The following is a 24,946-nucleotide window of genomic DNA, read 5'->3' on the forward strand; positions in this document are numbered from 1 at the left end:
GACCGGACACTGCCGCAACTCGCGGATCGTGGCTAGCCTTCACGTGGGACGACGGCGCCGTCGGAGGGACGGGTCGGGAGAGGCCACCGTGGAGCGCAGCCGCACCGGCTCGACCGCTTCCGCGACGTCCACCGGGCGCGCGACGGGGAGCGCACTCACCCGGGCCGTGGTCGTGGACGACCACGAGTTCTTCCGGGACGGGCTGGTCCGCGGCCTCCAGCAGAGTGGCTACGTGAAGGTGGTCGGCGAGGCCGGCGACGGACGAGCCGCCTTGGAGCTGCTGCGGGCCGAACGTCCGGACGTGGCCGTCGTCGACTACCAGATGCCCGACATCGACGGACTCGGCGTCGTACATGCCGTCGTCCGTGACGGGCTCCCGACGCGGGTGCTGATCCTGTCCGCCCTGACCGACGGCGCGGTGGTGTTCCAGGCTCTGCAGGAGGGGGCGGCCGGTTACCTCTCGAAGGACTCGCGGCGTGCCGAGATCGTCGATGCCGTGCTCCGGGTGGCCAAGGGGGAGACCATCGTGCCTCCCGAGCTCGCCGCCGGCCTCGCCACGCAGATCCGGCAGCAGGCGAAGGTCGCCGAGGTGGCTCTGAGCGACCGGGAGCACCAGGTGCTGTCCGGGTTCGCTCGCGGCCTGTCCATCCCGCAGCTGGCGACCGAGCTCTTCCTCGCTCCGAGCACCGTGAAGACCCACGCGCAGCGCCTCTACGAGAAGCTCGGCGTCTCCGACCGGGCGGCAGCGGTGGCCGAGGGCATGCGGCGCGGACTGCTCGAATGAGCCCCGCGCGGCGGCCGAGCGACCTCCTCGCTCCGGTGCCGGCCCTCGAGCGTCCCGACCTGCGGGCACTGCTGCTCGCCCACTTCTACCAGGGGGCACGCATCCAGCGGGCACTCCGGCTGCTGCTGGTCGGGTTCTTCGTGGTCACCCTGCTGACGGTGCCGCCCGCGGAGGACCAGGCACTGTGCTGGGTGATCGTGATCTGTTACGCCGTCTGGTCGGTGGTGGTCGGCATCCTGGTCCGGCTCGCCAGCGCCGCGGCGGCGCCGTACGTGTGGCTGGCGTTGTTCTTCGACGTCCTGGCCGTCACCGCGTTCGCGCTGGTCGCAGACGTCTCCGCAGAGCGGACGTGGACGGCGTTCGTCGCGGTGTTCGCGTTATTCGTCATCCCCGTGCTCGCGGCTGCGCAGCTGAACCCCTGGGCCTGTGGCGTGGTGTCGGCGGCCGCAGTGGGGATGCACCTCGTGGCCAGCGTCTCGACCCGGCATGCCGACGCCGAGCCGTGGGCATCGGTCCTGCTGCGCACCGGGCTCCTCGGTGTGGTCGGGATCGGGTGCGTGATGCTGTCGGCGCTGCACCGTTCGCGCGTCACCGCCATCAGTGGGCTCGCCGCCGACCGGGCGCGACTGGTCGACGAGCTGGTCGAGATCGAGCAGCGCGAACGCAGCGATCTCGCCGAGCACCTGCACGACGGAGCCCTGCAGTACGTCCTGGCCGCCCGGCAGGACCTCGAGGACGTCGCCTCCGACCCGGTGGCGGCCGAACGGGTGGAGCACGCTCTCGGCCAGGCGGTCGGCATGCTGCGGTCGACGCTGACCCAGCTGCACCCGGCGGTGGTGCGCGAGGCAGGACTGCCGGCAGCCCTTGCCGACCTCGCCGACGACATCGGGCGCCGCAGTCGTCTGCGTGTCGAGCTCTCGGCCGAGTCCTGGGGCGACACCGGGACATCGGGCGACGAGCTGTTGCTGCGTACCGCGCAGGAGCTGCTGACCAATGTCGTCAAGCACGCGGGTGCGACCCACGCGTTGGTGGAGCTGGGGCTGGAGGCGGACGGCGCCACCCCCCTGGCCGTGCTGAGGGTGACCGACGACGGTCGTGGGATCGACCCGGACGAGGAGGCAAGACGGGCCCGGATCGGTCACGTGGGGCTGGCGTCCCGCCGAATCCACGTCGAGGCGGCTGGAGGACACCTGCGTCTCGAGCGTGTACCGCCGCAGGGAACCCGGGCGGAGGTGAGGTTGCCCGTGGTCGTCCGGCAGTGAGGCGCCGTCATCCGGCTGCCAGCGTCCTCACTGTCCGCTCGTCACCTGATCGTGCGCCGCGTGAGGGGACGGCGCCCCCGACGTGGGGTCGTGACCGCCGACGCCGAGGACCAACGCCGTCACCAGACCTGCGGCCGCGAGCGCGGCCACCGCGATGCAGGCAACGATCGCCGCACGGTGGGACCGGGACTCCTGCGCCGGTCGATCCGTGCTGACGCCTCCGCCCGGTCGGGGCGACCACGCGCCCCCGTCGTCGCGGGGGGGCCCGTGCGTGCCCTGACTGCCGCTGATCCGGCTCATGTCTCGCCTCCTCCGGGGCGCTGGTTCCCTGCCTTCGAGCCTGCAGCCGGGCCGTCCTCCGCGTCGTCCGCCGACCAGTGGATGGAGGGGTGGAGCCCGGGTCCCCCGATCGGGGGACTCGGGACCTCGGCGATCTTCGGTCGACACCCCTGCGATGGATTTCTCGACACCTGTAGAGCGCCACTCTCTCGACATCTGTAGAGGGAGTGAGGACTCCTGTGGGCACCATCGCGACCGTCGTCGTGATCATCGCCGCCGCCTGGATCGGCTTCTCCGCCTTCAGCCTGCTGACCCGGAAGGCCTTCGTGGTCGACAACCTCGCCGACTGCGGGGTCCCGGAACGCTGGTGGCCGTGGCTCGGCGCCGCCAAGGCCCTCGGCGCTGTCGGCCTGCTCGTCGGCCTGGCCGTCCCCGCGGTCGGCGTGGCCGCCGCGGCGGGCCTGATCGTCTACTTCGCCGGGGCCGTCGTCACCATCGTCAAGGCTCGCGCCTACGGCCACGTGCCGTTTCCCGCTCCTGTACCTGGTGCCCGCACTGGCCGCCGGCGCGCTGATCGCAGGAGCGTGAGCGAGGGAGGCGCACTCCCCCAGCTGGTCGGGCAGGTCCCCGCCGCGACCGCTGCGGTGTGCCGACCTGACGCCCGGCGCGCCACCGGGCGAGGCGTGGCGCTCCACGCCGGCCCGGGGCAGACTGGAGATCTCTCGGGTCCGCCGCCCGGAAGGAGCACCATGCCCATCGTCCTCGACGCTGACGTGCTCCCGCCGGCCGACCGGGCCGAGGCGATCCGCACCCTGATCTGGGACTCGGTCGTGCGCGTGGAGATCGAGCACCAGCCCGACCCGGCGGCCATCCGCGCCCAGGGCCGGATCACCGACGCCGGTCACCTCAACATCTGCTCCATCCGTTCCAACGCCACGACCGTCACCCGGACTCCTCGGCTGGCGCACGACCCCGACGACCCCTACCTGTTCCTGGGCCTCCAGGTCACCGGCGAGAGCATGGTGGTCCAGCACGGCCGCGAGGCCGTGCTGCGGCCCGGCGACCTGGCGGTCTACGACACCCGCCAGCCCTACACGCTGGTCAACGAGCACGGCATCCACCAGCACTTCTTCCGGGTCCCGATCGCCGACCTCGAGCTCTCCGCCAGGGCCGTCGACGCGGTGACCGCCGTCAGGCTCGACGGCGCCCGGCCGCTGGCGCGGGTCGCCGGCAGGCACTTGCGCGAGCTCGCCGAGAATGTCGGCAGGCTCACCGAACAGGAGATCGGGCACCTCGCCGAGCCCAGCCTCGCGCTGATCCGGGCCCTGGTCGCCGCACAGCTCGACGACCTCCCGGAGGCGCGCGAGCACGTCGAGAGGACCCTGGAGCACCGGATCGTCCACTACCTGCGCGCCCACGTGCACGAGCCCGACCTGTCGGCGGCCAAGGTCGCCCATGAGCACCACGTCTCGGTCCGGCACCTCTACCGGCTGCTTGCCGGCTCCGGCATCGTGCTCGGCGACTGGGTCCGCCAGCAACGCCTCGACGCGTGCCGCCGTACCCTCGCGGAGCCGGGCGACACCCGAACCATCGCGGCCGTCGCCCACCAGTGGGGCTTCGTCGACGTCACCTACTTCGGCCGGGCGTTCAAGGCGGCGTACGGGATGACGCCGCGTGAGTGGCGTACGACGAGCCGCGCGCGCCACCTGGACCTCAGGACGGCGGACGACGTGGCGCAGGAGGCCGAGGACGGGTCACGCTGGGCCGAGACGCCCACCCATGAGTCCTCCTAGCCTTCCTGGATCGACGGCGTCCGCGCCGCGCGGCGCCCACCACCGAGGAGGGATCATGTCCGACGCACCTGACACGGCGACCACGTTGACGGCCGCCGAGCTCGAGGAGATCGGGCGAGCCAACGAGAGCGGGAGACGACCGGTCGTGTTCGTGCACGGCCTGTGGCTGCTCTCGAGCAGCTGGGACCGCTGGCGCCGGCTCTTCGAGGACCACGGCTACGTGACGATCGCGCCCGGGTGGCCCGACGACCCCGCGACCGTCGCCGAGGCGAGGGAGCACCCGGAGGTCTTCGCCCACAAGATGGTCCAGGCCGTCACCGACCACTACCTGGCGGCGATCGACGCCCTGGCCGTCGAGCCCGCCGTCGTCGGGCACTCCTTCGGCGGACTGATCGCCCAGAAGATCGCCGGGGAGGGCGTTTCCGCGGCCACCGTGGCCATCGACCCCGCACCGGGTCGCGGGGTGCTGCCCCTGCCGGCCTCGGCGCTCAAGGCGGGGTCGCCGGTGCTCGGCAACCCGGCCAACGCCCGCCGGTCGGTCACCCTGACCTTCGAGGAGTTCACCTACGGCTGGGCCAACAACCTCGACGAGGCCGAGGCGCGGCAGCTCTACGACGAGTTCCACGTCGCCGCGTCGGGTGTCCCGATCTTCCAGGCCGCGGCGGCGAACCTGAACCCGTTCAGCGAGACCAAGGTGAGGTACAAGGCGGCCGACCGTGGCCCGATCCTGCTGATCTCCGGCGAGAAGGACCACACGGTGCCGCACGCGATCACCCACGCGGCGTACAAGAAGCACGCGAAGAACGACGGCGTCACCGAGTTCACCGAGATCCCGGACCGCGGCCACTCGCTCACCATCGATCACGGCTGGGCGGAGGTCGCCCGAACGGCGCTCGACTTCGTGAGCAAGCACGCGCCGACCGAGGGCTGACCGCGATGCAGGCGGTCGACAGTGCGGCCGCGCCGCAGGTCGGTACGGCGGGCATGTATCCGAGGGGCACTGACCCGCCTCTTCTCTGCTAGGGGTGACCGAGGACCGGGCACCCCCGAGGGGAGGCGGGTGGACCGTGACCACCGTGAGCATCGGAAAGCAGGCCGTCGGCGCGCCAGGCCTGCCCGGCCGCGTCCGCGACGCGCTGAAGTCCTCGGTGATCTACCGGACCGCGGTCGCCGCGTGGATGAACGTCCTCATCGGGGTGGTGGCCGTCGGGACGGTCATGCTGGCGCACGTCATCCCGCAGCAGACCTTCCCGGATCCCGAGGTGTGGGCCGAGGGCGCGTTGAAGCTGTTCGGCCTCTGGTGCCTCGCGTTCGTGCCCGGCTGGCTCTACGTCCGCTTCCTCGGGCTGCGCGCCGGCGTGCTGTGGGCGGAGTACGTGCTGCACCTCCACCGGATGGGGTGGGACGACAAGGCGAACCTGCCGGCCCCTCCCCCGGGAGCGACTGCCGGAAGCGACATCGTGACCGGGACGGCGGCCGAGTCCAACGTCTACCGGCAGAAGTTCGACGCCTACTACGGACGCCGGGTGTCGAGCCTGGGGGCCGACCCCTCGGACAACGACAACTTCCGGGTGTCCGTGGAGACCCTCTTCCCCGTGTTCCTGTGCACCACGGTGCTGGCCGTCGGATGGGCCGCCGTGCTGTGGGACACCGACTTCGTGCTGACGCCGTCGGGCCCTTGGGACGCCCTGAAGTTCGGCTTCCTCGGCGCGTACGCCTTCGCCATCACGATGCTGATCCGCCGCTTCTACCAGAGCGACCTCCGGCCCAGCGCGTACGCCGGCGTCGTGCTCCGCATCGTCCTGGTGCTGCTGATCGTGGCGGTCCTGCACCAGTTCTTCGCGCTCAGCTCCGCGCCCGGGACTCCCCTGAGCAACACGGAGATGGTCACCGCGTTCGTCGTCGGCTTCTTCCCGCTCGTCGGCCTGCAGGCGCTGCAGCGGGTGGCCTCGAAGGCGCTGCGGGTCGTCGTCCCGCAGCTGTCGCCGGACTACCCGCTGGACCAGCTCGACGGGCTGAACGTCTGGTACGAGGCCCGGCTGACCGAGGAGGGGGTCGAGGACATGCAGAACCTCACCACCATGAACCTGGTGGACGTCATCCTCCACACGCGCGTGCCCGTCGGGCGGCTCGTCGACTGGGTCGACCAGGCCTTCCTGCTGATCCACCTGGAGCCGGTCGACCGCAAGCTGCTCGCCGCGCAGCGCGCCGGAGCACCATCGGCGTGCCTGGACCCGCGCAGCGGCGTGCGCACCCGGATCGCCCTGCGCCGCGTCGGCATCCGCACCGCCACCGACCTGCTCAAGGCGATGCCCGAGCCGGACGCCCCCAGCGACGCCATGAAGAACTCCGGCGTCGACGTCGACCAGCTGCGGGTCCTCGCGACGGTCCTCGGCAACGAGGAGGCCCTCGCGCCCGTCTGGAACTGGCAGCAGAACGGCGTGCCGGCCGCGGCCTCGTAGGCGTGGGCGCCTCCTCGGGGTCGCGGTGGCGTTGGTCCGCTCACGTCGCCGGACGGGTCGCCACCCAGAGCTCCTCGGCGGGCCACCGGGTCGCCCACTGCTTCGACACGATCTCGTAGAAGTCGTGGTCGGCGGCGTCGGACGGCGCGTAGAGCTCGTGCATCGCCTCGACCACGAAGCCCGCCGCGCGGAGCAGCCGCACCCAGTCCCCGTGTGAGGGATGGAACTCGACGCCACCTCCCGGCCAGGCCACTCGGTAGGCCTCACGCTGACCCCGCAGCAGGCGCTCCCCCGCCACCCCTTCCCCGGTCGGGACGCACAACGCGGACAGCAGACTGTTGGTGAGGAAGACCAGGCGACCTCCCGGTCGCAGGACCCGGGCCGCCTCGGGCAGCCAGCGCTCGGGGTCACACCACGCCGCGGCTCCGTGCTCACTCACGACCAGGTCGCAGGATCCGCTGGACAGCGGGAGCTGCTCCCCGTCGCACTGGACCAGGGCGAACACCGGTCCCACCTGGTGCTGCATCCTGCGTGCGGTCATCAGCTGCTCGTGCGAGACGTCGACGGCCACCGTCCTGGCACCGGAACGCGCGAGCCACCCCGAGAAGTAGGCGGTGCCGCACGCCACCTCCACCACGTCGAGCCCGTCGACGTCCCCCAGGACCCCCAGGTCTCGCTCCGGCACCGCGAAGAGCCCCCAGACCATCTGCTCACGGGCCCACATGTCCTCGGCCGCCGCGTCGGTGAATCGCTCGTTCATGACCGCCCACAGCGCCCGGTTCCGCGCCAGGGCGGCGGCCCTGAGCTCCGTCACGCGCTCATGCTAGGCCGAGCGGCGACGACCGGCTCGGCGTACGCGATGGCCGACCAGCGTCAGCGGTCCGACCTCGGCCAGAGCACGTCGGCGCGGCTGTAGTGGCCGGCCGCGTCGAACCAGCGCTTGGCGTGGAGCGTCTCCCGGAGGTCGCAGTCGGCGACGACGATGCCCTCGGCGTCGTACAGCGGGCCAGCGATGACCTCGCCGGACGCGGGCGCGACGATGGCCGCGCCACCGCGGCCGAAGACCTCGGTGTCGGGGAGCGGCCAGGCGAAGTCTTCGCCGAAGGCGGCGCGCTGGATGTACTGGGGCGCTGACACCACGAAGGCGCCGGACTCGATGGCGACGTGCCGGATCGTGGCCTGCCACCCCTCCGAGTCGTCGGCGGTCGGCGCCAGCCAGATCTGGGGACCCCCCTGGTAGACGGCCCACCGCGCCAGCGGCATCCGGTTCTCCCAGCAGATCAGCCCTCCGAGCCGACCCACGTCCGTCGCGACGACCTGGAGGTCGTCGCCGGCGCCGACACCGTGGAAGAGCCGTTCGTGGTAGGTCGGCATCAGCTTGCGGTGCTTGCCGAGCAGGCCGTCGGGCCCGACGAGCAGCATCGTGTTGTAGAGGCTGCCCGGGCGCTCGGTCTCGCGCTCGTTGACGCCGACGGCGCAGATGACGTCGTGCTCCCTGCACGCGGCGGCGAGCCGGTCGACGACGGGACCGGGGACCTCGACCGAGCTGGCCCACAGCCGCTCCCACAGTGCGTCGCCGTCGCCGCCCGGCAGGTGGGCCCACGCGTACGACGGGTAGAGCGAGAGGAAGGTCTCCGGGAACACGACGAGCCGGGCTCCCTGTCCGGCGGCCTCCGCGACGAGGCCCAGCAGCTTCTCGAGGCTGGCCTCCAGGTCGAGGACCACCGGCATCGCCTGGACCGCAGCCACCCGGACCGTGGGCAGTGCGGACTGGGTCTCCATGTCAGCAGGGTACGGCGCCCGGGACCCGCGTCACTGGGTCCTCGGGGGCGCTGCGCCACGGCCCCACGCTGCCTCGACGCAGTCCGAGCCCGACGTTCCTGGTGCTGGTAGACCGGTGTCATGCGCCGTCTGTTGCTGACCGAGAACATCACCGCCGACGGGCGGATCGAGATGCTCGACGACTGGTTCAACCCGTCGCCGGAGGGAGGCATCCAGGAATGGCTGGACGGGATGGAGCGCTGGGGCGCGAGTTCCGGCTCAGTCCTGGTCGGGAGGCAGACCTTCGAGGACTTCCGCGGCTACTGGCCTCAGCATACGGACGAGCCCGCGGGTGCGTACCTCGACCGGGTGCAGAAGTACGTCGTCTCCACCTCGCTGACGGACGCGCAGTGGCGCAACTCGACGATCCTCTCCGGTGACCCGGTCGAGGAGGTGCGTCGGCTCAAGGACTCCGACGGCGGTGACATCACGTTGTGCGGAAGCATCACCTTGGCGCACGCCGTGCTCGCGGCCGGGCTCGTCGACGAGATCCGGCTGCTCGTCTTCCCTGCCGTCCAGGGACGCGGCAAGGCCCTGGCCCCCGAAGGCACCTCGATGCCACGCCTCGAGCTGCTCGGGTCGGACACGTTCCGTTCCGGGGTGGCGCTGCTTCGGTATGCCGTGCGGCACAGGTGACTCGCCGGCCGAGCCGGAGCCCCGCCTGCGCGAGGACGGCTCCACCGGACGCGCCGGTGGAGCCGTTTCCTCGAGCCCCATCGAGATGGGCGGCCGTGGTTGGTTGGGTGGAGCTGGCGGGAATCGAACCCGCGTCCTCGAGCGCCGAACCAGGTCTTCTCCGGGTGCAGTCAGTGGTGTCGCTTTTCTCGGCCCCGGCGCTGGCACTGACACCTCGCCGACGGGCTCAGTCAGGAAAGAGTCCCGCTCACCCCTCCTGACAGGAGATGAGCAGCGAGTCCTCTAGATGAGGCCTGGGTCCGGGACGAGGACGGGTGCCCGGTCAGACCCTTCGATCACCGCAATCAGGCGGCGAGAGCGAAGTCGTTGCGCTCAGAGTTGGCAACTATGGTTTCCAGCGATCGTTTACGAGATGACGCTGGCTCCTCGACCCGCTTCCCCTGGAACTAGCGTCCCAAGTCGAAACCGATCAGCCCCTGTGGTGTTGTCAATCGAACTGCTCGACGCAGTCTACGGCCCAACGCCCACGGCCGTCGCGCGCATTCCCTCTCCACAGGCCTTGACAACACCCTGTCGTTCGAACTCTTGTTCGAATAGAATGGAGGCATGACCGCAGCACTCGACCTCCACGCCGACCCCGGCCACCCGGTCGCGGTGGTTGCTGCCGTCCATGAGGCGCTCGACGGGTTGGGGCCGGTCGACGACGCCGGCGGCGTGGCCGGCCTGGTGGTCGAGTGCGAGCGCGCCGTACGCCGCTTGGAGGCGCTCAGGCTGAGGCTGCTGTCCCTCGCCGACTCCTCGCGCGTGGCCGCGACGACGGGGCACGCGTCGACCGGCGCCTGGCTCGCCTCTCGCACGCACGGCGCACCTGCCCGGTGTGCGCGTGACGTCCGGCTCGCGGCCGACCTCGGCTCCGGGATGAGGGCGACCGGCCGCGCCCTCGACGACGGTGCGATGTCCACCGAGCACGCCACGGTCATCGCCGAGGCGACCCGACGACTGCCCGACTCGCTCTCCCCCAGCCAGGTCGACCGCGTGGAGGAGCGGCTGGTCGAGAAGGCGAAGACCCTCGACCCGGTGCGGCTCCGTCGGGTCGCCAGGCGGGCCCTCGAGGCCGTCGAACGCGACTGCGCGAAGGTCGACGCCCACGAGGAGTCACTGGTGCGTGACGAGGAGCAGCGCGCGCTCGACCGCACCCGGCTGACCCTCCACGACAACGGCGACGGCACCATCTCCGGCCACTTCACGGTGCCGCTGCTCGCGGGGTCGATCCTGCAGAAGGCGATCCACGCGCTGACCGCTCCCCGACGCGCCGGTCTCGGCGCCTCGTCGGCCCAGGCGGGCGACCCCGAGCGACGTCGCGACCCGGCCCATCGGGCCGGGCTGGCGCTGGTCGAGCTGCTCGAGCACCTGCCCACCGACCGGCTCCACGGGAAGGTCGCCGCCACGGTCGTGGTCACTCTCGACCTGGAGACCCTCCGCGAGCGGCTCCGGGCCGCCGGCCTCGACACCGGCGACCTGGTGTCCGCGTCCGAGGCACGGCGACTGGCCTGTCAGGCCGGACTGGTGCCCGCGGTCCTCGGCGGCCGGTCCCAGCCGCTCGACCTCGGCCGCAGCTCGCGGCTGTTCACCGAGGCGCAGCGCACCGCGCTCGCCACCTGCCACGCCACGTGCGCCGCAGACGGGTGCGAACGCCCGTACGCCTGGTGTGAGCTCCACCACCGACGCCCGTGGGGGCCTGGCGGCCGGACCGACCTGTCCGAGGCGGTCCCCCTCTGCGGCTTCCATCACCGCCGGATCCACGACCCCGCCTACGACCACCGGACGCGGCCCGACGGCGGCGTCGTGTTCCACAGGCGGACGTGACGACCGTCTGCTTGCCCACGGATCGGGGGACGAGGAACCTGAAGGCGCAGGGCAACCTCCCGCCGACGCCAGGGCGTCTTGGGAGAGACGCCGGCACCGGGTCGGCGGATCACCGCGAAGGTCGTGGTCGCATGGCGGACAAGAGGGAGTTCGACGCCTTCGTCGTCACCCGCTCCCCGGCCCTGCTGCGCACGGCCTACCTGCTGGTGCACGACGAGGGACGCGCCGAGGACCTGCTGCAGACGTCGCTGACCAAGGCATGGTTCGCGTGGAGCCGGATCGAGGACCCCGAGGCCTACGTGCGTCGGATCATCGTCACCACGTCGGCGTCGTGGTGGCGCCGGCGCTGGAACGCGGAGATGCCCAGCGCCGACCTGCCGGACCGCGCTCCCGACGCCGTCGACGACCACCGAGACGCCGACCGTGACCTCTGGGTCGCCGTCGGCCGCCTGCCCCGGCGGCAGCGCGCGGTCGTGGTGCTGCGCTACCTCGAGGACCGCACCGAGGCCGAGACCGCCGAGCTGCTCGGCTGCTCGGTCGGCACCGTCAAGAGCCAGGCGTCGAAGGCTCTCGCCAAGCTGCGGCTCGACGCCGCCCTCGCATCCCCCACCGAGGAGAGGAGCCGGTCGTGAACACCGAGCAGCTGACCCGTCTCGCCGCGCGCGCCGACCAGGTCACCGGTCACGGCCACGACCGGCTCGGCGAGGTCCACGACCGGATCCGGGCCCGCCGCCGTCGACGGGCGGCCGGCGCCGTGGTCGGCGCGGGCATGCTGGTCCTGGCCGTCGTCGGTGGCACCGTCGCGGTGCGGGCAGGTCTCGACGACCCGGCCGTCGAGCCCGCGGGGCCGACCCCGGACGTCCGCAACGGCGCTCTCGTCTCGCTCTCCGACAACGGGCTCGACGTGGTGGAGGTCGAGGGCGACGTCGCCCACCTCCCCGACGACGGCGTCCCGTTCACCCGCCTCCAGTTCACCGCCGACGGCAGCGAGCTGGTCTACGTCGCCTTCGACCGGCAGGTCACCGCGCTGGACGTGGCGACCGGGTCGAGCCGGGTGCTGACCACCTGCCCCGGGGACTGCCTGCCGTCGCTGGCCCCCGACGGGCGCACCGTGGCCATGGAAGGCGAGGAGGGGCTGGTCCTCCAGGACGTCGAGGGCGGGCCCGCGGTGCCGCTGGGGGTCCGCGGATCGTCCCCGACGTGGTCGCCGGACGGCGAGCGGATCGCCTACCTCGATCGTCGGGGCCTCATGGTCGTCGGACGCGACGGGGGCGGGGCGCAGCGACTGGCGACGTACGACGTCCGCACGCTGCACCCACCGGCCTGGTCGCCCGACGGCACCTGGCTGGTGTTCGTGATCGCCGAGAAGCGGAGCGAGTACGAGGGCATGCCGATCTACGACCACACCCTCGCCACGGTGGGGCTCGACGGCGCCCCGCCGGTCCGGCTCGCCGACCTGGGGCACTGCGTCTGCCTCGGGGTCTCGGCACCGACGGCCACCTGGAGCCCCGACGGCGAGCTGCTGGCCTACACCCGCATCGATCCGGGGCCGCCCCGCGACCCGGGGGCAGCCCGGGCCGCCGGGGTGCACGTGATGCGTCCGGGCGGCACCGGCGCCGAGCCGGTCGGCGACGGCGAGGCCATCCTCGCCTGGCAGCCGGTCCCCCGCGAGTGAGTCAGCGGTCGAGCAGGCCGGCGGCGTTGCCCCACAGGACCGCCCGCAGCCAGTCGTCGCCGAGCTCGAGCCGCTCCAGCGCCTCCAGCTGGTGGGTCCACGGGTAGGGGATGTTCGGGAAGTCGCTGCCGAGGTAGACCTTGCCGGCGAGGCCGAGGTCGCGCAGCCTGGGCAGCAGCGCGTCCGGGTACGCGGCGCCCATCCCGTCGAAGAAGTCGGTGAACACCATCGTGGTGTCCAGGCCGACCCGCTCGTGGCGCTCGGCGAGCTCGAGGAACTCCGCGTACTCGGGGGCGCCCGCGTGGGCGATCACCAGCCGCAGCAGCGGGTGCCGCGCCAGCAGCTCGGCCACCGGGGCGGGGCCCGTGAACTCGGTGCCGACCGGCCCGCTCCCGGCATGGATCACCACCGGCGTCCCGGCCTCGGCGAGCGGGTCCCACACGTCGTCGAGCCGCGGGTCGCGGACGTCGAAGGCCCCGACCTGCACGTGGATCTTGAACACCTGGGCGCCGGCCGCGAGACGCTCCCCGACGTACGTCGCCACCCCCGGCTCCGGGTAGAACGTCGCACAGCGCAACGCCTCCGGCACCCGGTCGGCGAAGCCGGCGGTCCACTCGTTGAGGAACTCGGCCATTCCGGGTCGGTGCGCGTAGGCCAGGGCGGTGAACCGGCGCACCCCGAGGCCGCGCAGCACCTCCACCAGCGCGTCGTCGGTGTCGCGGTAGTGCAGCGGCCACGGCCGGCCGATCAACGGGCCCGCGGCGTCGAATTGGGCCCGTACCTTGGCCATCACCCGCGGTGGCAGGAAATGGGTGTGCAGGTCGAACACCCCGGGCAGACCCAGCGTCGCGACAATCCCGGGAGCAGCCATGGACGGATACTCGCAGCCCGTCAGGGACGCGCCAGAACCTCCCCGTGCAGCAGCGTGAACCAGGCGTCCGGCGAGGCGGCCCACACCCGCCAGCCCTCGGCGATCCGGGCCAGGTCGGCCGCCGATGCCCCCAGTCGCTGGGCGTCGTCGGCGAACCGCCCCTCGACCACGCGGTCGGCCCACAGGTCTCCCCACCAGACCGCCTCGTCGCCCGTGTAGAGCCAGGTGCCCGTGGACGCCTCGACCGAGCCGGCGCCCGCCTCCCGCGCCCAGGCGTGGAGCCGGCGGCCGGCGTCGGGCTCGCCCCCGTTGGCGCGGGCGACCCGCAGGTACAGGTCCAGCCACTCCTCGAGCAGCGGCGCTTCCGGGTACCAGGTGAACGCCGAGTAGTCGCTGTCGCGGACGGCGACCAGCCCGTCGTCCGCGGTGACCCGGAGCATCTCGCGGAGCGCCACCACCGGCCCGTCGACGTGCTGCAGCACCTGGTGGGCGTGCACGACGTCGTACGTGCGGTCGGGGAGGTCCAGCCGGTGCACGTCGCCCACCAGGCAGGTCACCCCGGACAGGCCGCGGCGCTCGAGCTCGGCCCGGGTCAGCGAGATCGCCTCGTCGGTGTGCTCCAGCGCCGTGGTCGTCGCGGGGCCCACCCGCTCGGCGAGGTCGGCGGTGATCGTGCCGGGCCCCGACCCGATGTCGAGGAGCCTCGTCCCGGGCTGCAGGTGGGGCAGCAGGTGGGGCGCGGAGTTCTCGGCGGTGCGCCAGCGGTGGCTGCGCAGCACCGGCTCGGTGTGGCCGTGGGTGTAGCGGGTCGGCATGCACCAGATTGTGCACAAAAAGGGCCCCTGGACGCCAGACCCCTTGACAGATCGGCTGTCTTGCATACAGTCGCAGGCATCTCGGAATGGAGAGGAACAACCGCATGAGAGGCGAGAGAACCCCCGGTCGCGAGCCGATCACGATGCCGTGGCTCTGGGTGGCCGTGGTCGGCATCATCCTCATCGGAATCCCCTGGTACCTCCCCCCGGGGACGCTGGGCGTGACCCTGTTCCACGTCCCTGCCTGGTTCTGGGTCTCGATCCTCGCGGCGGTGGCGCTGTCGGCCGTGTGCTGCTACGCCTGCCTGTCGCTGTGGGACCTCGAGGACCACGAGGACTGGAGCGACGTCGACGACCCGGCCCGCGACGGTGAGGGGAGCCTCCGGTGAACCTGACCTTCGCCGGCCCCGCCGGAGTGACCATCCTGATCGTGTACGCCGTGATCATGCTCGGCCTGGGTGTCCTGGCCGGCCGTGAGCAACCCGGCGCCAACAAGTCGCTCAGCGGCTACTTCCTCGCCGGGCGCGACCTCGGCATCATCGCGCTCTTCTTCACCCTCTACGCGACCCAGTACTCCGGGAACTCCGTGGTCGGCTACGCGCCGACGGCGTACCGCACCGGCGTCGCCTGGTGGCAGTCGGTGCCCTTCATGACCGCGGTGATCGTGGCGTACCTGCTGTTCGCGCCGCGGCTCTACATCATCGCCAAGCGCCGGCAGTTCATCACGCCGATCGACTGGATCCACTACCGCTTCCGCTCCAAGCCGCTCGCCTACGTGGTGACCTTCCTGCTGCTCTGGGGGCTGGGCAACTACCTGCTCGAGCAGCTGGTCGCGATGGGCCAGGGCATCTCGGGCCTCACCGGCAACACCGTCCCCTACCAGGTGGGCGTGGTCGGCTTCGTGCTCGTGATGCTCGCCTACTCCTGGGTCGGCGGGATGCGCGCGGTGGCCCTCACCGACGTGATGCAGGGCATCGCGCTCCTGATCGGCATCCTGGCCCTGCTCGTCGGCGCGCTCTACCTCACCGGCGGGCTGGGCGAGGTGACCTCCTACCTGGCCGCGAACGAGCCGGAGAAGATCGCCGTGCCGGAGCAGGCGAGCATGGTCACCTGGTTGTCGATGATCGTGATGGTCGGGCTGGCGGCAGCGATGTACCCGCACGCGATCCAGCGGGTGTACGCCGCCGAGAGCGAGCGGACCCTGCGCCGGTCCCTGGCGGGCATGTCGTTCATGCCACTGGTGACGACCGGCGTGGTCTTCGTGATCGGCATCGCCGGCATCACCCTCTACCCCGGGCTCGGCGAGGCCGAGTCCGAGCAGCTGGTCGGGATGATGGCCAACGACGTCGCCGCCCTGAACCCCGTGATGTACCTGCTGATGGTGCTGTTCTTCGGTGGCGTGGTCGCCGCGATCGTGTCCACGGCGGACTCCGCGCTTCTCTCGTTCGCGTCGATGGTGTCGCGCGACGTCTACGCGCCGCTGTTCGGCAGGGGCACGTCGGAGGCCCGCCAGGTGCTGGTCGGCAAGGTGGTCTCGGTGGTCGCGATCGGCGTCCTCCTGGTGATCGCCTGGAACCCGCCGGGCACGCTCTACCAGATCTTCGTGCTGAAGCTGGAGCTGCTGGCCCAGATCGCGCCGGCGTTCATCCTGGGGCTCTACTGGCGCCGGATGTCGGCCGTCGCCGCCCTGGGCGGCGTGGTGGTCGGCGCCGCGGTCGCGGGGTCGCTGGCCTGGGTGAGCTACGAGTCCCCCACCGGCGTGCCCAACGGCCTGATCGGCCTCGGCCTCAACCTCGCGATCTGCGTGGTCGGGTCGCTCCTGCTGCCCGACAAGGACGCACCCGAGCTGCGGCCCCGGCAACGGGCCAGGGCCGAGGTGGCATGAGCACCACCCCCACCACCGAGGCCTACGACCGGCTGCTGGCGATGCTGCTGGCCGGGACCTGGGCCCCGCAGACCCCGCTCCGGGAGGAGTCCCTGGCCACGTTGCTGGGGACCTCCCGGACGCCGGTCCGCGACGCGCTGCGCCGGCTCGAGGGCGACGGCCTGGTGCAGATCACGCCCCGTCGGGGCGCGCGGGTGATCGGGTACTCGGCCGAGGAGATCGACTCGATCTACGACCTCCGGGCGGTGCTCGAGGGGCTCGCGGCCCGGTGGGCGGCCGAGCGTGGCGAGGTCGACCTCGACGCGATGACCCGGCTGGCGGAGCGGATGGAGATCGTGGCCGGGACGGGCGAACGGCAGGAGATCGGCCAGCTCAACCTCGCCTTCCACCAGCTGGTGCACGACCAGGCCGGCAACCCGCTGCTCGCCCGCACCCTCCAGCACGTCATCGTCACCGCCCTGGTCCACGGCGCCTTCGCGGCGTACACCCCGCAGGAGCTGGCCCGCAGCTTCGGCCACCACCGCGAGCTGGTCGAGGCGCTGCGGGCCCGCGACGGCGCCTGGGCGGAGTCGGTGATGGTCGCCCACATCCGCGCCGCCCACATCGTCGTCCAGCGCACCCGAGCCGAGCAGGAGGGTCCATGACCACGTCGTACGACGCCGCCACCGACGCGCCGGCCGGGCCGCTCGCCGGCGTCCGGGTGGTGGAGATGGGCAGCCTGATCGCCGGCCCCTTCTGCGGACAGCTGCTCGGCGACTTCGGCGCCGAGGTCATCAAGCTCGAGGACCCTGCCTCCGGCGACCCGATGCGGCGCTGGCAGGTCGACGAGGCGTCCGGGGAGTCGCTGTGGTGGCCGGTGATCGCGCGCAACAAGCGCTCGGTCACCGTCGACCTGCGCACCCCTGAGGGGCAGGACCTCGCGCGCCGGCTGATCGCGGAGTCCGACGTGGTCGTCGAGAACTTCCGGCCCGGCACCATGGAGCGCTGGGGGCTGGGCTACGAGGAGCTGTCCCGGCTCAACCCCGGCCTGGTGATGACCCGGGTCACGGGCTACGGCCAGGACGGCCCGTACGCCGGCCGTGCCGGCTTCGGCTCCATCGGCGAGGCCATGGGCGGCCTGCGCCACGTCACCGGCGACCCGGCCTCACCACCGAGCCGGGTCGGCATCTCGATCGGCGACTCGCTCGCCGGCACCTTCTCCGCGCTCGGCACCACGATGGCGCTGGTGGCCCGGCACCGCACCGGTCGTGGCCAGGTGGTCGACACCGCGATCTACGAGGCGGTGCTCGCGGTGATGGAGGGCCTGGTCCCGCTCTACCAGCACACCGGCGAGGTGCGGGAGCGCACCGGGTCGATCCTGCCGGGCGTCGCCCCGAGCAACGTCTACCCCACGGCCGACGGGGACGCGGTGCTGATCGGGGCCAACCGCGACACGGTCTTCGCCCGGCTGGTCGAGGTGATGGACCGGCCGGAGCTGCTCACCGGGTTCGGCACCCACGACCAGCGCGGCGAGCGGCAGCACGAGCTCGACGAGGCCATCGCCGCCTGGACCGCCACCCAGGAGACCGAGGCGCTGCTGAAGGCGCTGCACGGCGCCGGCGTCCCGGCCGGGCGCCTCTACACGGCTCCCGACATGCTGGCCGACGAGCACTTCGCCGCCCGGGGGGCGCTGACCACGCTGGTGCACCGCACCCTGGGCGAGTTCACCCAGCAGAGCCCCACCCCCCACCTGTCCGACACCCCCGGCAGCCTGCGGTGGCTCGGGCCGGAGCTCGGGGCCGACACCGTCGCGGTGCTGACCGGCGTGCTCGGCCTGGACGAGGCCGAGGTCCGCGACCTCGCCGCGCGGAAGGTGGTGTGAGGTGACCGGCGTCCAGGTCGTCGAGGTCGGCCCCCGCGACGGCCTCCAGAACGAGCCGGAGCACCTCTCCCCCGCGGTGCGGGCCGAGCTGGTCCGGCGGCTCGCGGCGACCGGGCTCACCCGGATCGAGGTCGGCAGCTTCGTGAACCCCACGCGGGTGCCGCAGATGGCCGGCACCGAGGAGGTCGTCGCCGACAGCGACGTGCCGGGGGTGACCCGCAGCGCCCTGGTCCTCAACCCACGCGGCTACGAGCGGCTCCGGGACCACCCGGTGCCCGAGGTCCACCTGGCGCTGTGCGTGACCGAGACCTTCAACCAGCGCAACCAGGGCCGGTCGGTCGAGCAGTCGCTCGCGGAGGTCAACGACCTGGTCCGTGCTGCCCACGTCGACGGCCGCCGGGTGACGGTCACCCTGGCCGCGTCGTTCGGCTGTCCCTTCGAGGGGAAGGTCGACCCGGAGGTGCCGCTGGACCTCGCGCACCGGCTCGAGGCTCCCGACGAGGTGCTGTTCGCCGACACGATCGGCGTCGGCGTACCGTCCCAGGTCCACGCGCTGCTGCGCGGCTCACAGGACCTCGGGATCCCGCTCGGGCTGCACCTCCACAACACCCGCAACACCGGCTACGCGAACGCGTACGCCGCCCTGGAGGACGGCGTGGCGGTGCTCGACGCCAGCGTCGCCGGCCTCGGCGGCTGTCCGTTCGCCCCGAACGCGACCGGCAACGTCGCCACCGAGGACCTGCTCTACCTGCTCGAGCGGGAGGGCGTCAGCACGGGCGTCGACCTCGACCGGCTGCTCGAGGTGTCGCAGTGGGTGACCGACCTGCTGGGCCGCGAGCTGCCCGGCCAGCTGCTGCGTGCGGGGATCGCACCCTAGTCCTGGATTCCCTTGAGCCGCCGGCCGATGGCCTGCTGCTTCTCCCGCTCGGCCGTCCGGGCGGCGATCGTGTGCCGCTTGTCGTACTGCTTCTTGCCGCGCGCGACGGCGAGCTCGACCTTGGCGCGACCGTCCTTGAAGTACAGCGCCAGCGGCACCAGCGTGTACCCCTTCTCCATGGTCTGGCGCTGGATCCGGGCGATCTCGGTGGCGTGCAGCAGCAGCTTGCGCTTGCGGCGTGCGGAGTGGTTGGTCCAGGTGCCCTGGGAGTACTCGGGGATGTGCACGTTGTGCAGCCAGGCCTCGCCGCCCTCGATGTCGGCGAAGCCGTCGACCAGCGACGCGCGCCCCTGCCGCAGTGACTTGACCTCGGTCCCGACCAGGACCAGCCCGGCCTCGTAGGTGTCGTCGATGTGGTAGTCGTGCCGCGCCTTCTTGTTCTGCGCGATCATCCTGCGCCCCTGCTCCCTGGCCATGGGGCCAATTCTCACATCCAGTTCATCGGGTTCACGGGCTGGCCGTTGACCAGCACCGTGAAGTGCAGGTGGCAGGCCGTGGACCAGCCGGTGGTGCCCATGTACCCGATGGTCTGTCCGCGCCCCACCGTCGCCCCGACGCCGACGTTGTAGCCCGAGGCGTGGTTGTAGACGATCGTGAGGTTCTTGCCGTTGACGGTGCCGACGCTGACGTAGAGCCGGTTGCCGTAGACCGAGGAGTAGGTCCGCGAGATCACCCGGCCGGAGGCGGCCGCGACCAGGGGTGCGCCGCAGCCCTTCCCGATGTCGGTGCCGTCGTGGAGGCTGTAGTAGCCGTAGATCGGGTGGGTGCGGTAGCCGAACGGCGAGGTGACGTAGCCCCCCGGCACCGGCCAGCCGAGGAAGCTGCCGGTCGACCCGGTGTAGCTGCTGCCGCCGCCCGACGACCGCGCGGCGCGGCGGGCGCGGGCCAGGATCAGCGCCTTGACCTTCGCCTCCTGCTGCTTGAGCTCCTGCAGCTCCCGGAGGTCCTGCGCCTTGGCCGCCGCCGCCTGGTTGCGCGCGGTGCGCCGGGCGTCGACGGTGGTCCGGACCTGGGCCCGGGCGTCGCGGGCCTGCTGGGTGAGGTCCTGGGTCTCGAGCAGGTGCTGGGCGGCCCGCTCACGCTGCACCTCGACCAGCTGCTCGGCCTCGGCGACCTGCTCCTCGCGGACCTCGAGCAGGACCTCCGCGGCCCGCAGCTCGTCGTAGGCCCGGGTCTCGTCGCGGACGACGACGTCGCGCGCCTCCTCGGCCCAGGTCAGGTCGGCGGGGTCCTCGGCGTTCATCATCGAGGTCAGCGCCTGCAGGTGGGGGTCCTCGTCCTGGTAGAGGGTGGTGACCAGCTCGGTCACGGCGTCCTTCTGTTCCGCCAGGTCGGCGCGGCCGAGCTCGAGGTCGGCCTGGGCCTGCTCGAGCCGGTCACGGGCCAGCTCCAGCTTCTCCTGCATCTCGAGGTCGCGCTCACGAGCCGCGGCCAGGGCGACCTTGGCCCGGTCGAGCTCCGCGCGCGCGTTGTCGAGCGCCGTCTGGGCGGCGCCGAGCGCGTCCATCGCCCGGCGCATCCGGGCACTGGAGTGGTCGAGGTCGTCGTCGGCGTGCGCGATCCGGTCCTCGAGGCGCTCGCGACGGTCCTTGAGGTCGTCGGCCTGGGCCTGCGGGACACTCAGCACGCCCAGCGCCAGGGCGCCCACGGAGAGGACGCCGACCAGGCGGTGACGGGCGGTACGGGGGAAGGGACGCACCGGGTCTGCCTTCGTTCGGGGAAGTTCGTGCGCGACGAACGTAACCGAGCGGGGTCAGACTTTGAGGTATTTGCGCGTCAGCACGAGTGTCGGAAGCAGGGTGAGCACCGGACCGAGGATCGCCACCGCCGTCAGCGAGTAGACGTACTCCGGCCAGCCGACCCAGGGGATGAAGCCGGCGAAGTCGCTGAGCCGCTGCGCGATGCCGAAGTACATGAACGCCGCCATCGACGCGCCGGCGAGCGCGACGCCGAGGACGGCCGTGACCAGCGCCTCGAGCAGGAACGGCAGCGTGATGTAGAGCGTCGAGGCGCCGACCAGTCGCATGATGCCGATCTCCCGACGGCGCGCCAGGGCGGCGAGCCGGATCGTGTTGGCGACCAGCAGCAGCGCGGCGACGATGAGGAACGCGGCGGCGAGCAGTGCACCCCACTGGATCGCCTCGATCCCGCCGAGCACCGGGCCCACCGTCTCGCGCTGGTCGCGGATCTGGCTCACCCCGTCGAGGCCCTCGACGGCGCTGGTGATGCCGGCGAACTCCGCGGGGTCGTCGAGGGTGATCCAGATCGACTTCGGCATGTCGGCCACGGTGGCGGCGGCGTTCGGGCCCTCGAACTTCTCGGCTCCGACCAGCTCCTTGACCTTCTCGAAGGCCTGCGACTTGGACTCGACGTACCAGTCGGCGACCTCGGGGTTCTCGTCGACGACGTCCTCGATCGCCCGCTGCTGCGGCGCCGTGACCTCGGTCGGGCACGCCGGGTCGGGGTCGTTGTCGCGGCAGAGGAAGACCGTGATCTGCAGCTCGTTGCCCCACTGCTCGCTCATCCGGTCGGCCTGCTGGATCAACAGGGTGCCGAGGCCCACCAGGGTCAGCGACACGAACAGGGTCAGGATCACCGCGATGTGCATCGACAGGTTGCGGCGCAGACCCTGGCCGAGCTCGGAGAAGACGTAACGCAGCTGCATCGTGAGGTGGTAGCTCTCTGTTCGGGGGTGTGGGTCAGTGCTGGAAGCCGTAGACGCCCTGGGCCTGGTCGCGGACCACGCGACCACCCTCCAGCTCGATGACCCGCTTGCGCATCTGGTCGACGATGCCCGAGTCGTGGGTCGCCATCACCACGGTGGTGCCGGTGCGCTGGATCCGGTCGAGCAGCTTCATGATCCCGACCGAGGTCGCCGGGTCGAGGTTTCCGGTCGGCTCGTCGGCGATCAGGATCATCGGCCGGTTGACGAAGGCGCGGGCCACGGCGACGCGCTGCTGCTCACCGCCGGAGAGCTCGTCGGGGAAGCGCTCGCCCTTGCCCTCGAGACCCACCAGCTCCAGGGTCTCGGGGACCAGGCTGCGGATCTCCGAGGCGCCCTTGCCGATCACCTGCAGCGCGAAGGCGACGTTCTCGGAGACGGTCTTGTTGGGCAGCAGCCGGAAGTCCTGGAACACGGTGCCGATCTGGCGGCGCAGCCGCGGCACCTTCCAGCCGGCCAGCCGGTTGATCTCCTTGCCGGCGACGTAGACCCGACCGCTGGTGGGGCGGGACTCGCGGAGCACCAGCCGCAGGAAGGTGGACTTGCCCGAGCCGGAGGCGCCGACGAGGAAGACGAACTCGCCCTTCTCGACGTCGACGGTCACGTTGTCGAGGGCGGGAGCGCCCTGTCCGGGGTAGGCCTTGACGACCTTCTCGAAGCGAATCACCGCATCGAGGGTAGTCGAGCCACACCACGGGTTCCCAAACCACGCGTCCCGGCGTGGCACAGTCTCCCCATGGGGCACCAGCGGAGGGGCCGTACGGCGACGGCGGCCGCCCTCGTCGTCCTGCTGGGCGGGTGCTCCACCGGCTCCCCGGAGCCGGCTCCCGCGGCCCCGGACGACACCCACGCGGTCGAGCGGACCACGCTCGAGACCTACGACACCGCCGGGGTGACCGTGGAGCGCTCCCCCTTCTGCGACCGGGTCTCCCCCACCGGGATCGAGCACGCCCTCGACCAGGCCGCGACCTCCCACCGCGACTACGGCAACGGGGACCGGATCCAGCTCCCCGACGGCAGCCGCACCCTCGCCCACGAGTACGGCTGCGCGTGGACCGGTGAGGGGGTGACCGCCCGGGCCTGGGTCTTCGTGCCCCCCGTGACCCGCGGTCGCGCCGGCCGGCTGGTCGAGGAGGCCCTCGACGGCCGGTGCCGGCGCACCGGCTCGGGCGGGTTCGGTACGCCGTCGGTCGCCACCCGGTGCCGGACCGACGAGGGGGTCGAACGCTCGTGGCGCGGACGGTTCGGCGACGCCTGGCTGGTCTGCGCGCTGGCCGGCCGGGACGCCTCGGTCGTGACCGAGCGTCGTACCAGCGAGTGGTGCGTGTCGGTGCTCGACGCCGCCCGCACCTGAACCGCCTCAGGCGAGGTCGAGCCGGGCCAGCACGTCGTCGGTGATCTGCTCCGGAGGGTCGGCAGGGTCGACGACCAGGCCGGCCTCGTCCGGGCCCAGCATCTCGAGGGTGTCGAGCTGCGACTCCAGCAGGCTCGGCGGCATGAAGTGGTCACGGCCGCCCATCCGCTCGAGCATCAGTCCCTTGTCGCCGTGCAGGTGGACGAAGAAGGTGCGCTCGCCACCGCGGCGGAGGAGGTCGCGGTAGCTGCGCCTGAGCGCGGAGCAGGTCATCAGCGTGGGTCGTCCGGCGGCGTCGTGCTCGCGCGTCCAGGCGACCAGGAGCTCCAGCCACGGCAGCCGGTCCTCGTCGGACAGCGGCCGCCCGGCCGACATCTTCTCGACGTTGGCCGCGGGGTGGAAGTCGTCCCCCTCGGCGAAGTCCCAGCCGAGCCGCTGCTGCACCGCCCTGGCCGCCGTCGACTTCCCGGAGCCGGAGACCCCCATGAAGACCAGGTGCCAGACCGGTGCCGTCACAGCAGCATCCAGAGCACGGCGGCGATCGCGAACGCCGAGACTCCGAGCGTGGTCTCCATGACGGTCCAGGTCTTCAGGGTGGTCTTCTCGTCCATCTGGAAGAACCGGCTGACCAGCCAGAAGCCGGAGTCGTTGACGTGGGAGAGCACCGTCGCCCCGGCCGCGATGGCGACGACGAGGAGGGTGAGCTGGACCTGGCCCAGGTCGGCCGCCGCCGCCGGGGCCGCGATCAGGCCACCGGTGGTGGTGAGCGCGACCGTGGCCGATCCCTGGGCCACCCGGAGCAGCGTGGCGATCACGAACGCCTGGAGGATCAGGGACATGCCGAGGTCGGACAGCGACGAGCTGAGGGCCGCGCCGATCCCGCTCAGCTCCAGGACGCCGCCGAACATGCCACCGGCACCGGTGATCAGGATGATCGCGCAGATCGGGCCCAGCGCGTGGTCGAGGATCGTGGTGATCCGCGCCATCGAGGCGTTCGGACGACCGAGCACGAAGATCGCGACCAGCACGGTGATCAGCAGCGCCACCGGGGTCTGGCCCAGCAGGCCGAGGAAGTCGATCCAGCCGGCCTCCTCGAGGGTGCCGGTGGCGACGAGGGTGTCGAGGACGGTGTCGAAGGAGATCAGGACCAGCGGGATCAGCAGCAGCATCAGCACGACGCCGAACGGCGGTGGCCCCTGACCGAGGGAGTCGTCGGCACCCTGCCCGTCCTCGGCCTGGCCGAAGACCACGTCGGCCACGGGCACGTAGATACGGGCTCCGAGGAACCGTGAGACCAGGTAGACGCCGACGTACCACGCCAGGACGGCGATCGGCAGGCCGACGAGCAGCGTCAGCCCGATGTCGGCGCCGATCTGCTGGGCGGCCGCGACCGGGCCCGGGTGGGGCGGCACGATCGCGTGCATGGCCGCGAACGCACCCGCAGCCGGCAGGGCGTAGTAGAGCAGCGATCCTCCGAACCGCCGCGCCACGGTCAGGATGATCGGGAGGAACACGACGAGGCCGGCGTCGAAGAAGATCGGGAAGCCGAAGATCAGCGCCGCCACGCCGAGCGCGAACGGCGCCCGTTTCTCCCCGAACCGGCCGATGAGGGTGTCGGCCAGCACCTGGGCGCCGCCGGTCACCTCGAGCAGGCGCCCGAGCATCACCCCGAACGCGACGAGCAACGCGACCGACCCGATGGTGTCCGCGAATCCGAACAACAGCACGTCGGGGATCTCCGCGAGGTCGAAGCCGACGACGATCGCCGTCACCAGGCTGACCAGGACCAGGGAGATGAACGCGTGCAGCTTGACGCCGATGATCAGGACGAGCAGCAGGGCCACGGCCCCCGCCGCGATCAGGAGCAGCGTGGTGGTCCCGTAGACCGGGTCGATCGGTTCCAAGAGGGGTCCTTCCCGAGCA

The 24,946-nt window shown here is 72.0% G+C and carries 25 protein-coding genes and 1 other RNA gene; 15 read left to right on the top strand and 11 right to left on the bottom strand.

Annotation, left to right across the window (positions count from 1 at the left end; genetic code table 11):
* The first annotated feature begins 88 nt into the window (after positions 1–88).
* The 5 genes from ACQ1X7_RS05385 to ACQ1X7_RS05405 all read left to right on the top strand — a co-directional run bounded on the left by ACQ1X7_RS05385 (position 89) and on the right by ACQ1X7_RS05405 (position 6,580).
* Positions 89–784, top strand: coding sequence for a response regulator (locus ACQ1X7_RS05385; protein ID WP_432477138.1), 696 nt, complete (start codon positions 89–91; stop codon positions 782–784).
* Entirely contained in the window at positions 781–2,046 is a 1,266-nt protein-coding gene (locus ACQ1X7_RS05390) for a sensor histidine kinase (RefSeq protein WP_432477139.1), read from the top strand. The genes ACQ1X7_RS05385 and ACQ1X7_RS05390 overlap by 4 nt, the downstream gene beginning before the upstream one ends.
* 506 nt (positions 2,047–2,552) lie before the next feature.
* Positions 2,553–4,118 carry a DoxX family protein gene (locus tag ACQ1X7_RS05395; protein WP_432477140.1) on the top strand — a complete coding sequence of 522 codons (1,566 nt, stop codon included), beginning with the start codon at positions 2,553–2,555 and terminating at the stop codon, positions 4,116–4,118.
* Between the two features lie 55 nt (positions 4,119–4,173).
* Positions 4,174–5,049 (top strand): alpha/beta hydrolase, encoded by an 876-nt coding sequence (locus ACQ1X7_RS05400; protein WP_432477141.1) that lies wholly within the window; start codon positions 4,174–4,176, stop codon positions 5,047–5,049.
* 145 nt (positions 5,050–5,194) lie between these two features.
* Entirely contained in the window at positions 5,195–6,580 is a 1,386-nt protein-coding gene (locus ACQ1X7_RS05405) for a hypothetical protein (protein WP_432477142.1), read from the top strand.
* A gap of 40 nt (positions 6,581–6,620) precedes the next feature.
* Here the strand turns inward: ACQ1X7_RS05405 and ACQ1X7_RS05410 are convergent, their stop codons facing one another.
* Both ACQ1X7_RS05410 and ACQ1X7_RS05415 read right to left on the bottom strand, forming a co-directional pair.
* A complete protein-coding gene (locus tag ACQ1X7_RS05410) occupies positions 6,621–7,394 on the bottom strand; it encodes a class I SAM-dependent methyltransferase (protein WP_432477143.1) in 774 nt (257 codons plus the stop codon).
* Between the two features lie 59 nt (positions 7,395–7,453).
* Positions 7,454–8,362 carry a carbon-nitrogen hydrolase family protein gene (locus tag ACQ1X7_RS05415; protein ID WP_432477144.1) on the bottom strand — a complete coding sequence of 303 codons (909 nt, stop codon included), beginning with the start codon at positions 8,360–8,362 and terminating at the stop codon, positions 7,454–7,456.
* 120 nt (positions 8,363–8,482) lie between these two features.
* Here ACQ1X7_RS05415 and ACQ1X7_RS05420 point away from each other — a divergent pair, with 120 nt between their 5' ends.
* On the top strand, positions 8,483–9,037 hold the full coding sequence (locus tag ACQ1X7_RS05420; RefSeq protein ID WP_432477145.1) for a dihydrofolate reductase family protein: 555 nt from the start codon (positions 8,483–8,485) through the stop codon (positions 9,035–9,037).
* Between the two features lie 105 nt (positions 9,038–9,142).
* Here the strand turns inward: ACQ1X7_RS05420 and ssrA are convergent.
* Positions 9,143–9,514: a transfer-messenger RNA gene (gene ssrA / locus ACQ1X7_RS05425) on the bottom strand.
* Between the two features lie 129 nt (positions 9,515–9,643).
* Here ssrA and ACQ1X7_RS05430 point away from each other — a divergent pair.
* From ACQ1X7_RS05430 to ACQ1X7_RS05440, 3 genes are all read left to right on the top strand, one after another.
* Positions 9,644–10,903, top strand: coding sequence for a DUF222 domain-containing protein (locus ACQ1X7_RS05430; protein WP_432477146.1), 1,260 nt, complete (start codon positions 9,644–9,646; stop codon positions 10,901–10,903).
* 131 nt (positions 10,904–11,034) lie between these two features.
* On the top strand, positions 11,035–11,535 hold the full coding sequence (locus tag ACQ1X7_RS05435) for a SigE family RNA polymerase sigma factor (protein WP_432477147.1): 501 nt from the start codon (positions 11,035–11,037) through the stop codon (positions 11,533–11,535).
* The gene (locus ACQ1X7_RS05440; RefSeq protein WP_432477148.1) at positions 11,532–12,578 is read left to right on the top strand and encodes a TolB family protein; all 1,047 of its coding nucleotides are present in this window, start codon (positions 11,532–11,534) and stop codon (positions 12,576–12,578) included. Before ACQ1X7_RS05435 ends, ACQ1X7_RS05440 begins: the two co-directional genes overlap by 4 nt.
* A 1-nt stretch (position 12,579) precedes the next feature.
* Here the strand turns inward: ACQ1X7_RS05440 and ACQ1X7_RS05445 are convergent, their stop codons facing one another.
* Both ACQ1X7_RS05445 and ACQ1X7_RS05450 read right to left on the bottom strand, forming a co-directional pair.
* Positions 12,580–13,449: an amidohydrolase family protein gene (locus ACQ1X7_RS05445; RefSeq protein WP_432477149.1), complete on the bottom strand. Its 870-nt coding sequence runs from the start codon at positions 13,447–13,449 to the stop codon at positions 12,580–12,582.
* A gap of 20 nt (positions 13,450–13,469) precedes the next feature.
* A complete protein-coding gene (locus ACQ1X7_RS05450; protein WP_432477150.1) occupies positions 13,470–14,264 on the bottom strand; it encodes a class I SAM-dependent methyltransferase in 795 nt (264 codons plus the stop codon).
* Between the two features lie 104 nt (positions 14,265–14,368).
* On the opposite strand from ACQ1X7_RS05450, the gene ACQ1X7_RS05455 reads away from it, so the two are divergent.
* From ACQ1X7_RS05455 to ACQ1X7_RS05475, 5 genes are read left to right on the top strand one after another with little or no spacing between them, the layout of a single operon-like run.
* Positions 14,369–14,653, top strand: coding sequence for a hypothetical protein (locus tag ACQ1X7_RS05455; RefSeq protein WP_432477151.1), 285 nt, complete (start codon positions 14,369–14,371; stop codon positions 14,651–14,653).
* Positions 14,650–16,149: a sodium:solute symporter family protein gene (locus ACQ1X7_RS05460; protein ID WP_432477152.1), complete on the top strand. Its 1,500-nt coding sequence runs from the start codon at positions 14,650–14,652 to the stop codon at positions 16,147–16,149. The genes ACQ1X7_RS05455 and ACQ1X7_RS05460 overlap by 4 nt, the downstream gene beginning before the upstream one ends.
* Complete coding sequence (locus ACQ1X7_RS05465) at positions 16,146–16,793, top strand: GntR family transcriptional regulator (protein WP_432477153.1); 648 nt, start codon at positions 16,146–16,148, stop codon at positions 16,791–16,793. Before ACQ1X7_RS05460 ends, ACQ1X7_RS05465 begins: the two co-directional genes overlap by 4 nt.
* Positions 16,790–18,010 (top strand): CaiB/BaiF CoA transferase family protein, encoded by a 1,221-nt coding sequence (locus ACQ1X7_RS05470; RefSeq protein WP_432477154.1) that lies wholly within the window; start codon positions 16,790–16,792, stop codon positions 18,008–18,010. Before ACQ1X7_RS05465 ends, ACQ1X7_RS05470 begins: the two co-directional genes overlap by 4 nt.
* A gap of 1 nt (position 18,011) precedes the next feature.
* On the top strand, positions 18,012–18,887 hold the full coding sequence (locus tag ACQ1X7_RS05475; protein WP_432477155.1) for a hydroxymethylglutaryl-CoA lyase: 876 nt from the start codon (positions 18,012–18,014) through the stop codon (positions 18,885–18,887).
* On the opposite strand, the gene smpB is transcribed toward ACQ1X7_RS05475, so the two are convergent.
* The 4 genes from smpB to ftsE are packed head-to-tail and all read right to left on the bottom strand — an operon-like array spanning position 18,884 to position 22,336.
* On the bottom strand, positions 18,884–19,363 hold the full coding sequence (smpB, locus tag ACQ1X7_RS05480; RefSeq protein WP_432477156.1) for an SsrA-binding protein SmpB: 480 nt from the start codon (positions 19,361–19,363) through the stop codon (positions 18,884–18,886). The two genes, ACQ1X7_RS05475 and smpB, sit on opposite strands and share 4 nt — an antisense overlap.
* Positions 19,364–19,374: 11 nt before the next feature.
* A complete protein-coding gene (locus tag ACQ1X7_RS05485; protein WP_432477157.1) occupies positions 19,375–20,646 on the bottom strand; it encodes a peptidoglycan DD-metalloendopeptidase family protein in 1,272 nt (423 codons plus the stop codon).
* A 54-nt stretch (positions 20,647–20,700) separates the two neighbouring features.
* On the bottom strand, positions 20,701–21,612 hold the full coding sequence (gene ftsX, locus ACQ1X7_RS05490; RefSeq protein ID WP_432477158.1) for a permease-like cell division protein FtsX: 912 nt from the start codon (positions 21,610–21,612) through the stop codon (positions 20,701–20,703).
* Positions 21,613–21,646: 34 nt separating this feature from the next.
* Positions 21,647–22,336 (bottom strand): cell division ATP-binding protein FtsE, encoded by a 690-nt coding sequence (gene ftsE / locus ACQ1X7_RS05495; protein WP_432477159.1) that lies wholly within the window; start codon positions 22,334–22,336, stop codon positions 21,647–21,649.
* 69 nt (positions 22,337–22,405) lie between these two features.
* Here ftsE and ACQ1X7_RS05500 point away from each other — a divergent pair, with 69 nt between their 5' ends.
* The gene (locus ACQ1X7_RS05500; protein WP_432477160.1) at positions 22,406–23,023 is read left to right on the top strand and encodes a hypothetical protein; all 618 of its coding nucleotides are present in this window, start codon (positions 22,406–22,408) and stop codon (positions 23,021–23,023) included.
* A gap of 6 nt (positions 23,024–23,029) precedes the next feature.
* Here the strand turns inward: ACQ1X7_RS05500 and ACQ1X7_RS05505 are convergent, their stop codons facing one another.
* Both ACQ1X7_RS05505 and ACQ1X7_RS05510 read right to left on the bottom strand, forming a co-directional pair.
* A complete protein-coding gene (locus tag ACQ1X7_RS05505; protein WP_432477161.1) occupies positions 23,030–23,539 on the bottom strand; it encodes a gluconokinase in 510 nt (169 codons plus the stop codon).
* A complete protein-coding gene (locus ACQ1X7_RS05510) occupies positions 23,536–24,927 on the bottom strand; it encodes a GntP family permease (RefSeq protein WP_432477162.1) in 1,392 nt (463 codons plus the stop codon). The genes ACQ1X7_RS05505 and ACQ1X7_RS05510 overlap by 4 nt, the downstream gene beginning before the upstream one ends.
* Between the last annotated feature and the right edge of the window lie 19 nt (positions 24,928–24,946).

This window comes from Nocardioides sp. GXQ0305, assembly GCF_050880345.1.
Classification (GTDB): Bacteria; Actinomycetota; Actinomycetes; order Propionibacteriales; family Nocardioidaceae; genus Nocardioides.

Excerpts from the sequence above, each read along its gene's own strand:
- ACQ1X7_RS05465 (WP_432477153.1), top strand. The coding sequence starts at position 16,146 with ATGAGCACCACCCCCACCACCGAGGCCTACGACCGGCTGCTGGCGATG.
- ACQ1X7_RS05430 (WP_432477146.1), top strand. The coding sequence starts at position 9,644 with ATGACCGCAGCACTCGACCTCCACGCCGACCCCGGCCACCCGGTCGCG.
- ACQ1X7_RS05500 (WP_432477160.1), top strand. The coding sequence starts at position 22,406 with ATGGGGCACCAGCGGAGGGGCCGTACGGCGACGGCGGCCGCCCTCGTC.
- ACQ1X7_RS05445 (WP_432477149.1), bottom strand. The coding sequence starts at position 13,449 with ATGGCTGCTCCCGGGATTGTCGCGACGCTGGGTCTGCCCGGGGTGTTC.
- ACQ1X7_RS05390 (WP_432477139.1), top strand. The coding sequence starts at position 781 with ATGAGCCCCGCGCGGCGGCCGAGCGACCTCCTCGCTCCGGTGCCGGCC.
- ACQ1X7_RS05450 (WP_432477150.1), bottom strand. The coding sequence starts at position 14,264 with ATGCCGACCCGCTACACCCACGGCCACACCGAGCCGGTGCTGCGCAGC.
- ftsX (WP_432477158.1), bottom strand. The coding sequence starts at position 21,612 with ATGCAGCTGCGTTACGTCTTCTCCGAGCTCGGCCAGGGTCTGCGCCGC.
- ACQ1X7_RS05435 (WP_432477147.1), top strand. The coding sequence starts at position 11,035 with ATGGCGGACAAGAGGGAGTTCGACGCCTTCGTCGTCACCCGCTCCCCG.
- ACQ1X7_RS05470 (WP_432477154.1), top strand. The coding sequence starts at position 16,790 with ATGACCACGTCGTACGACGCCGCCACCGACGCGCCGGCCGGGCCGCTC.
- ACQ1X7_RS05420 (WP_432477145.1), top strand. The coding sequence starts at position 8,483 with ATGCGCCGTCTGTTGCTGACCGAGAACATCACCGCCGACGGGCGGATC.
- ACQ1X7_RS05455 (WP_432477151.1), top strand. The coding sequence starts at position 14,369 with ATGAGAGGCGAGAGAACCCCCGGTCGCGAGCCGATCACGATGCCGTGG.
- ACQ1X7_RS05400 (WP_432477141.1), top strand. The coding sequence starts at position 4,174 with ATGTCCGACGCACCTGACACGGCGACCACGTTGACGGCCGCCGAGCTC.
- ACQ1X7_RS05415 (WP_432477144.1), bottom strand. The coding sequence starts at position 8,362 with ATGGAGACCCAGTCCGCACTGCCCACGGTCCGGGTGGCTGCGGTCCAG.
- smpB (WP_432477156.1), bottom strand. The coding sequence starts at position 19,363 with ATGGCCAGGGAGCAGGGGCGCAGGATGATCGCGCAGAACAAGAAGGCG.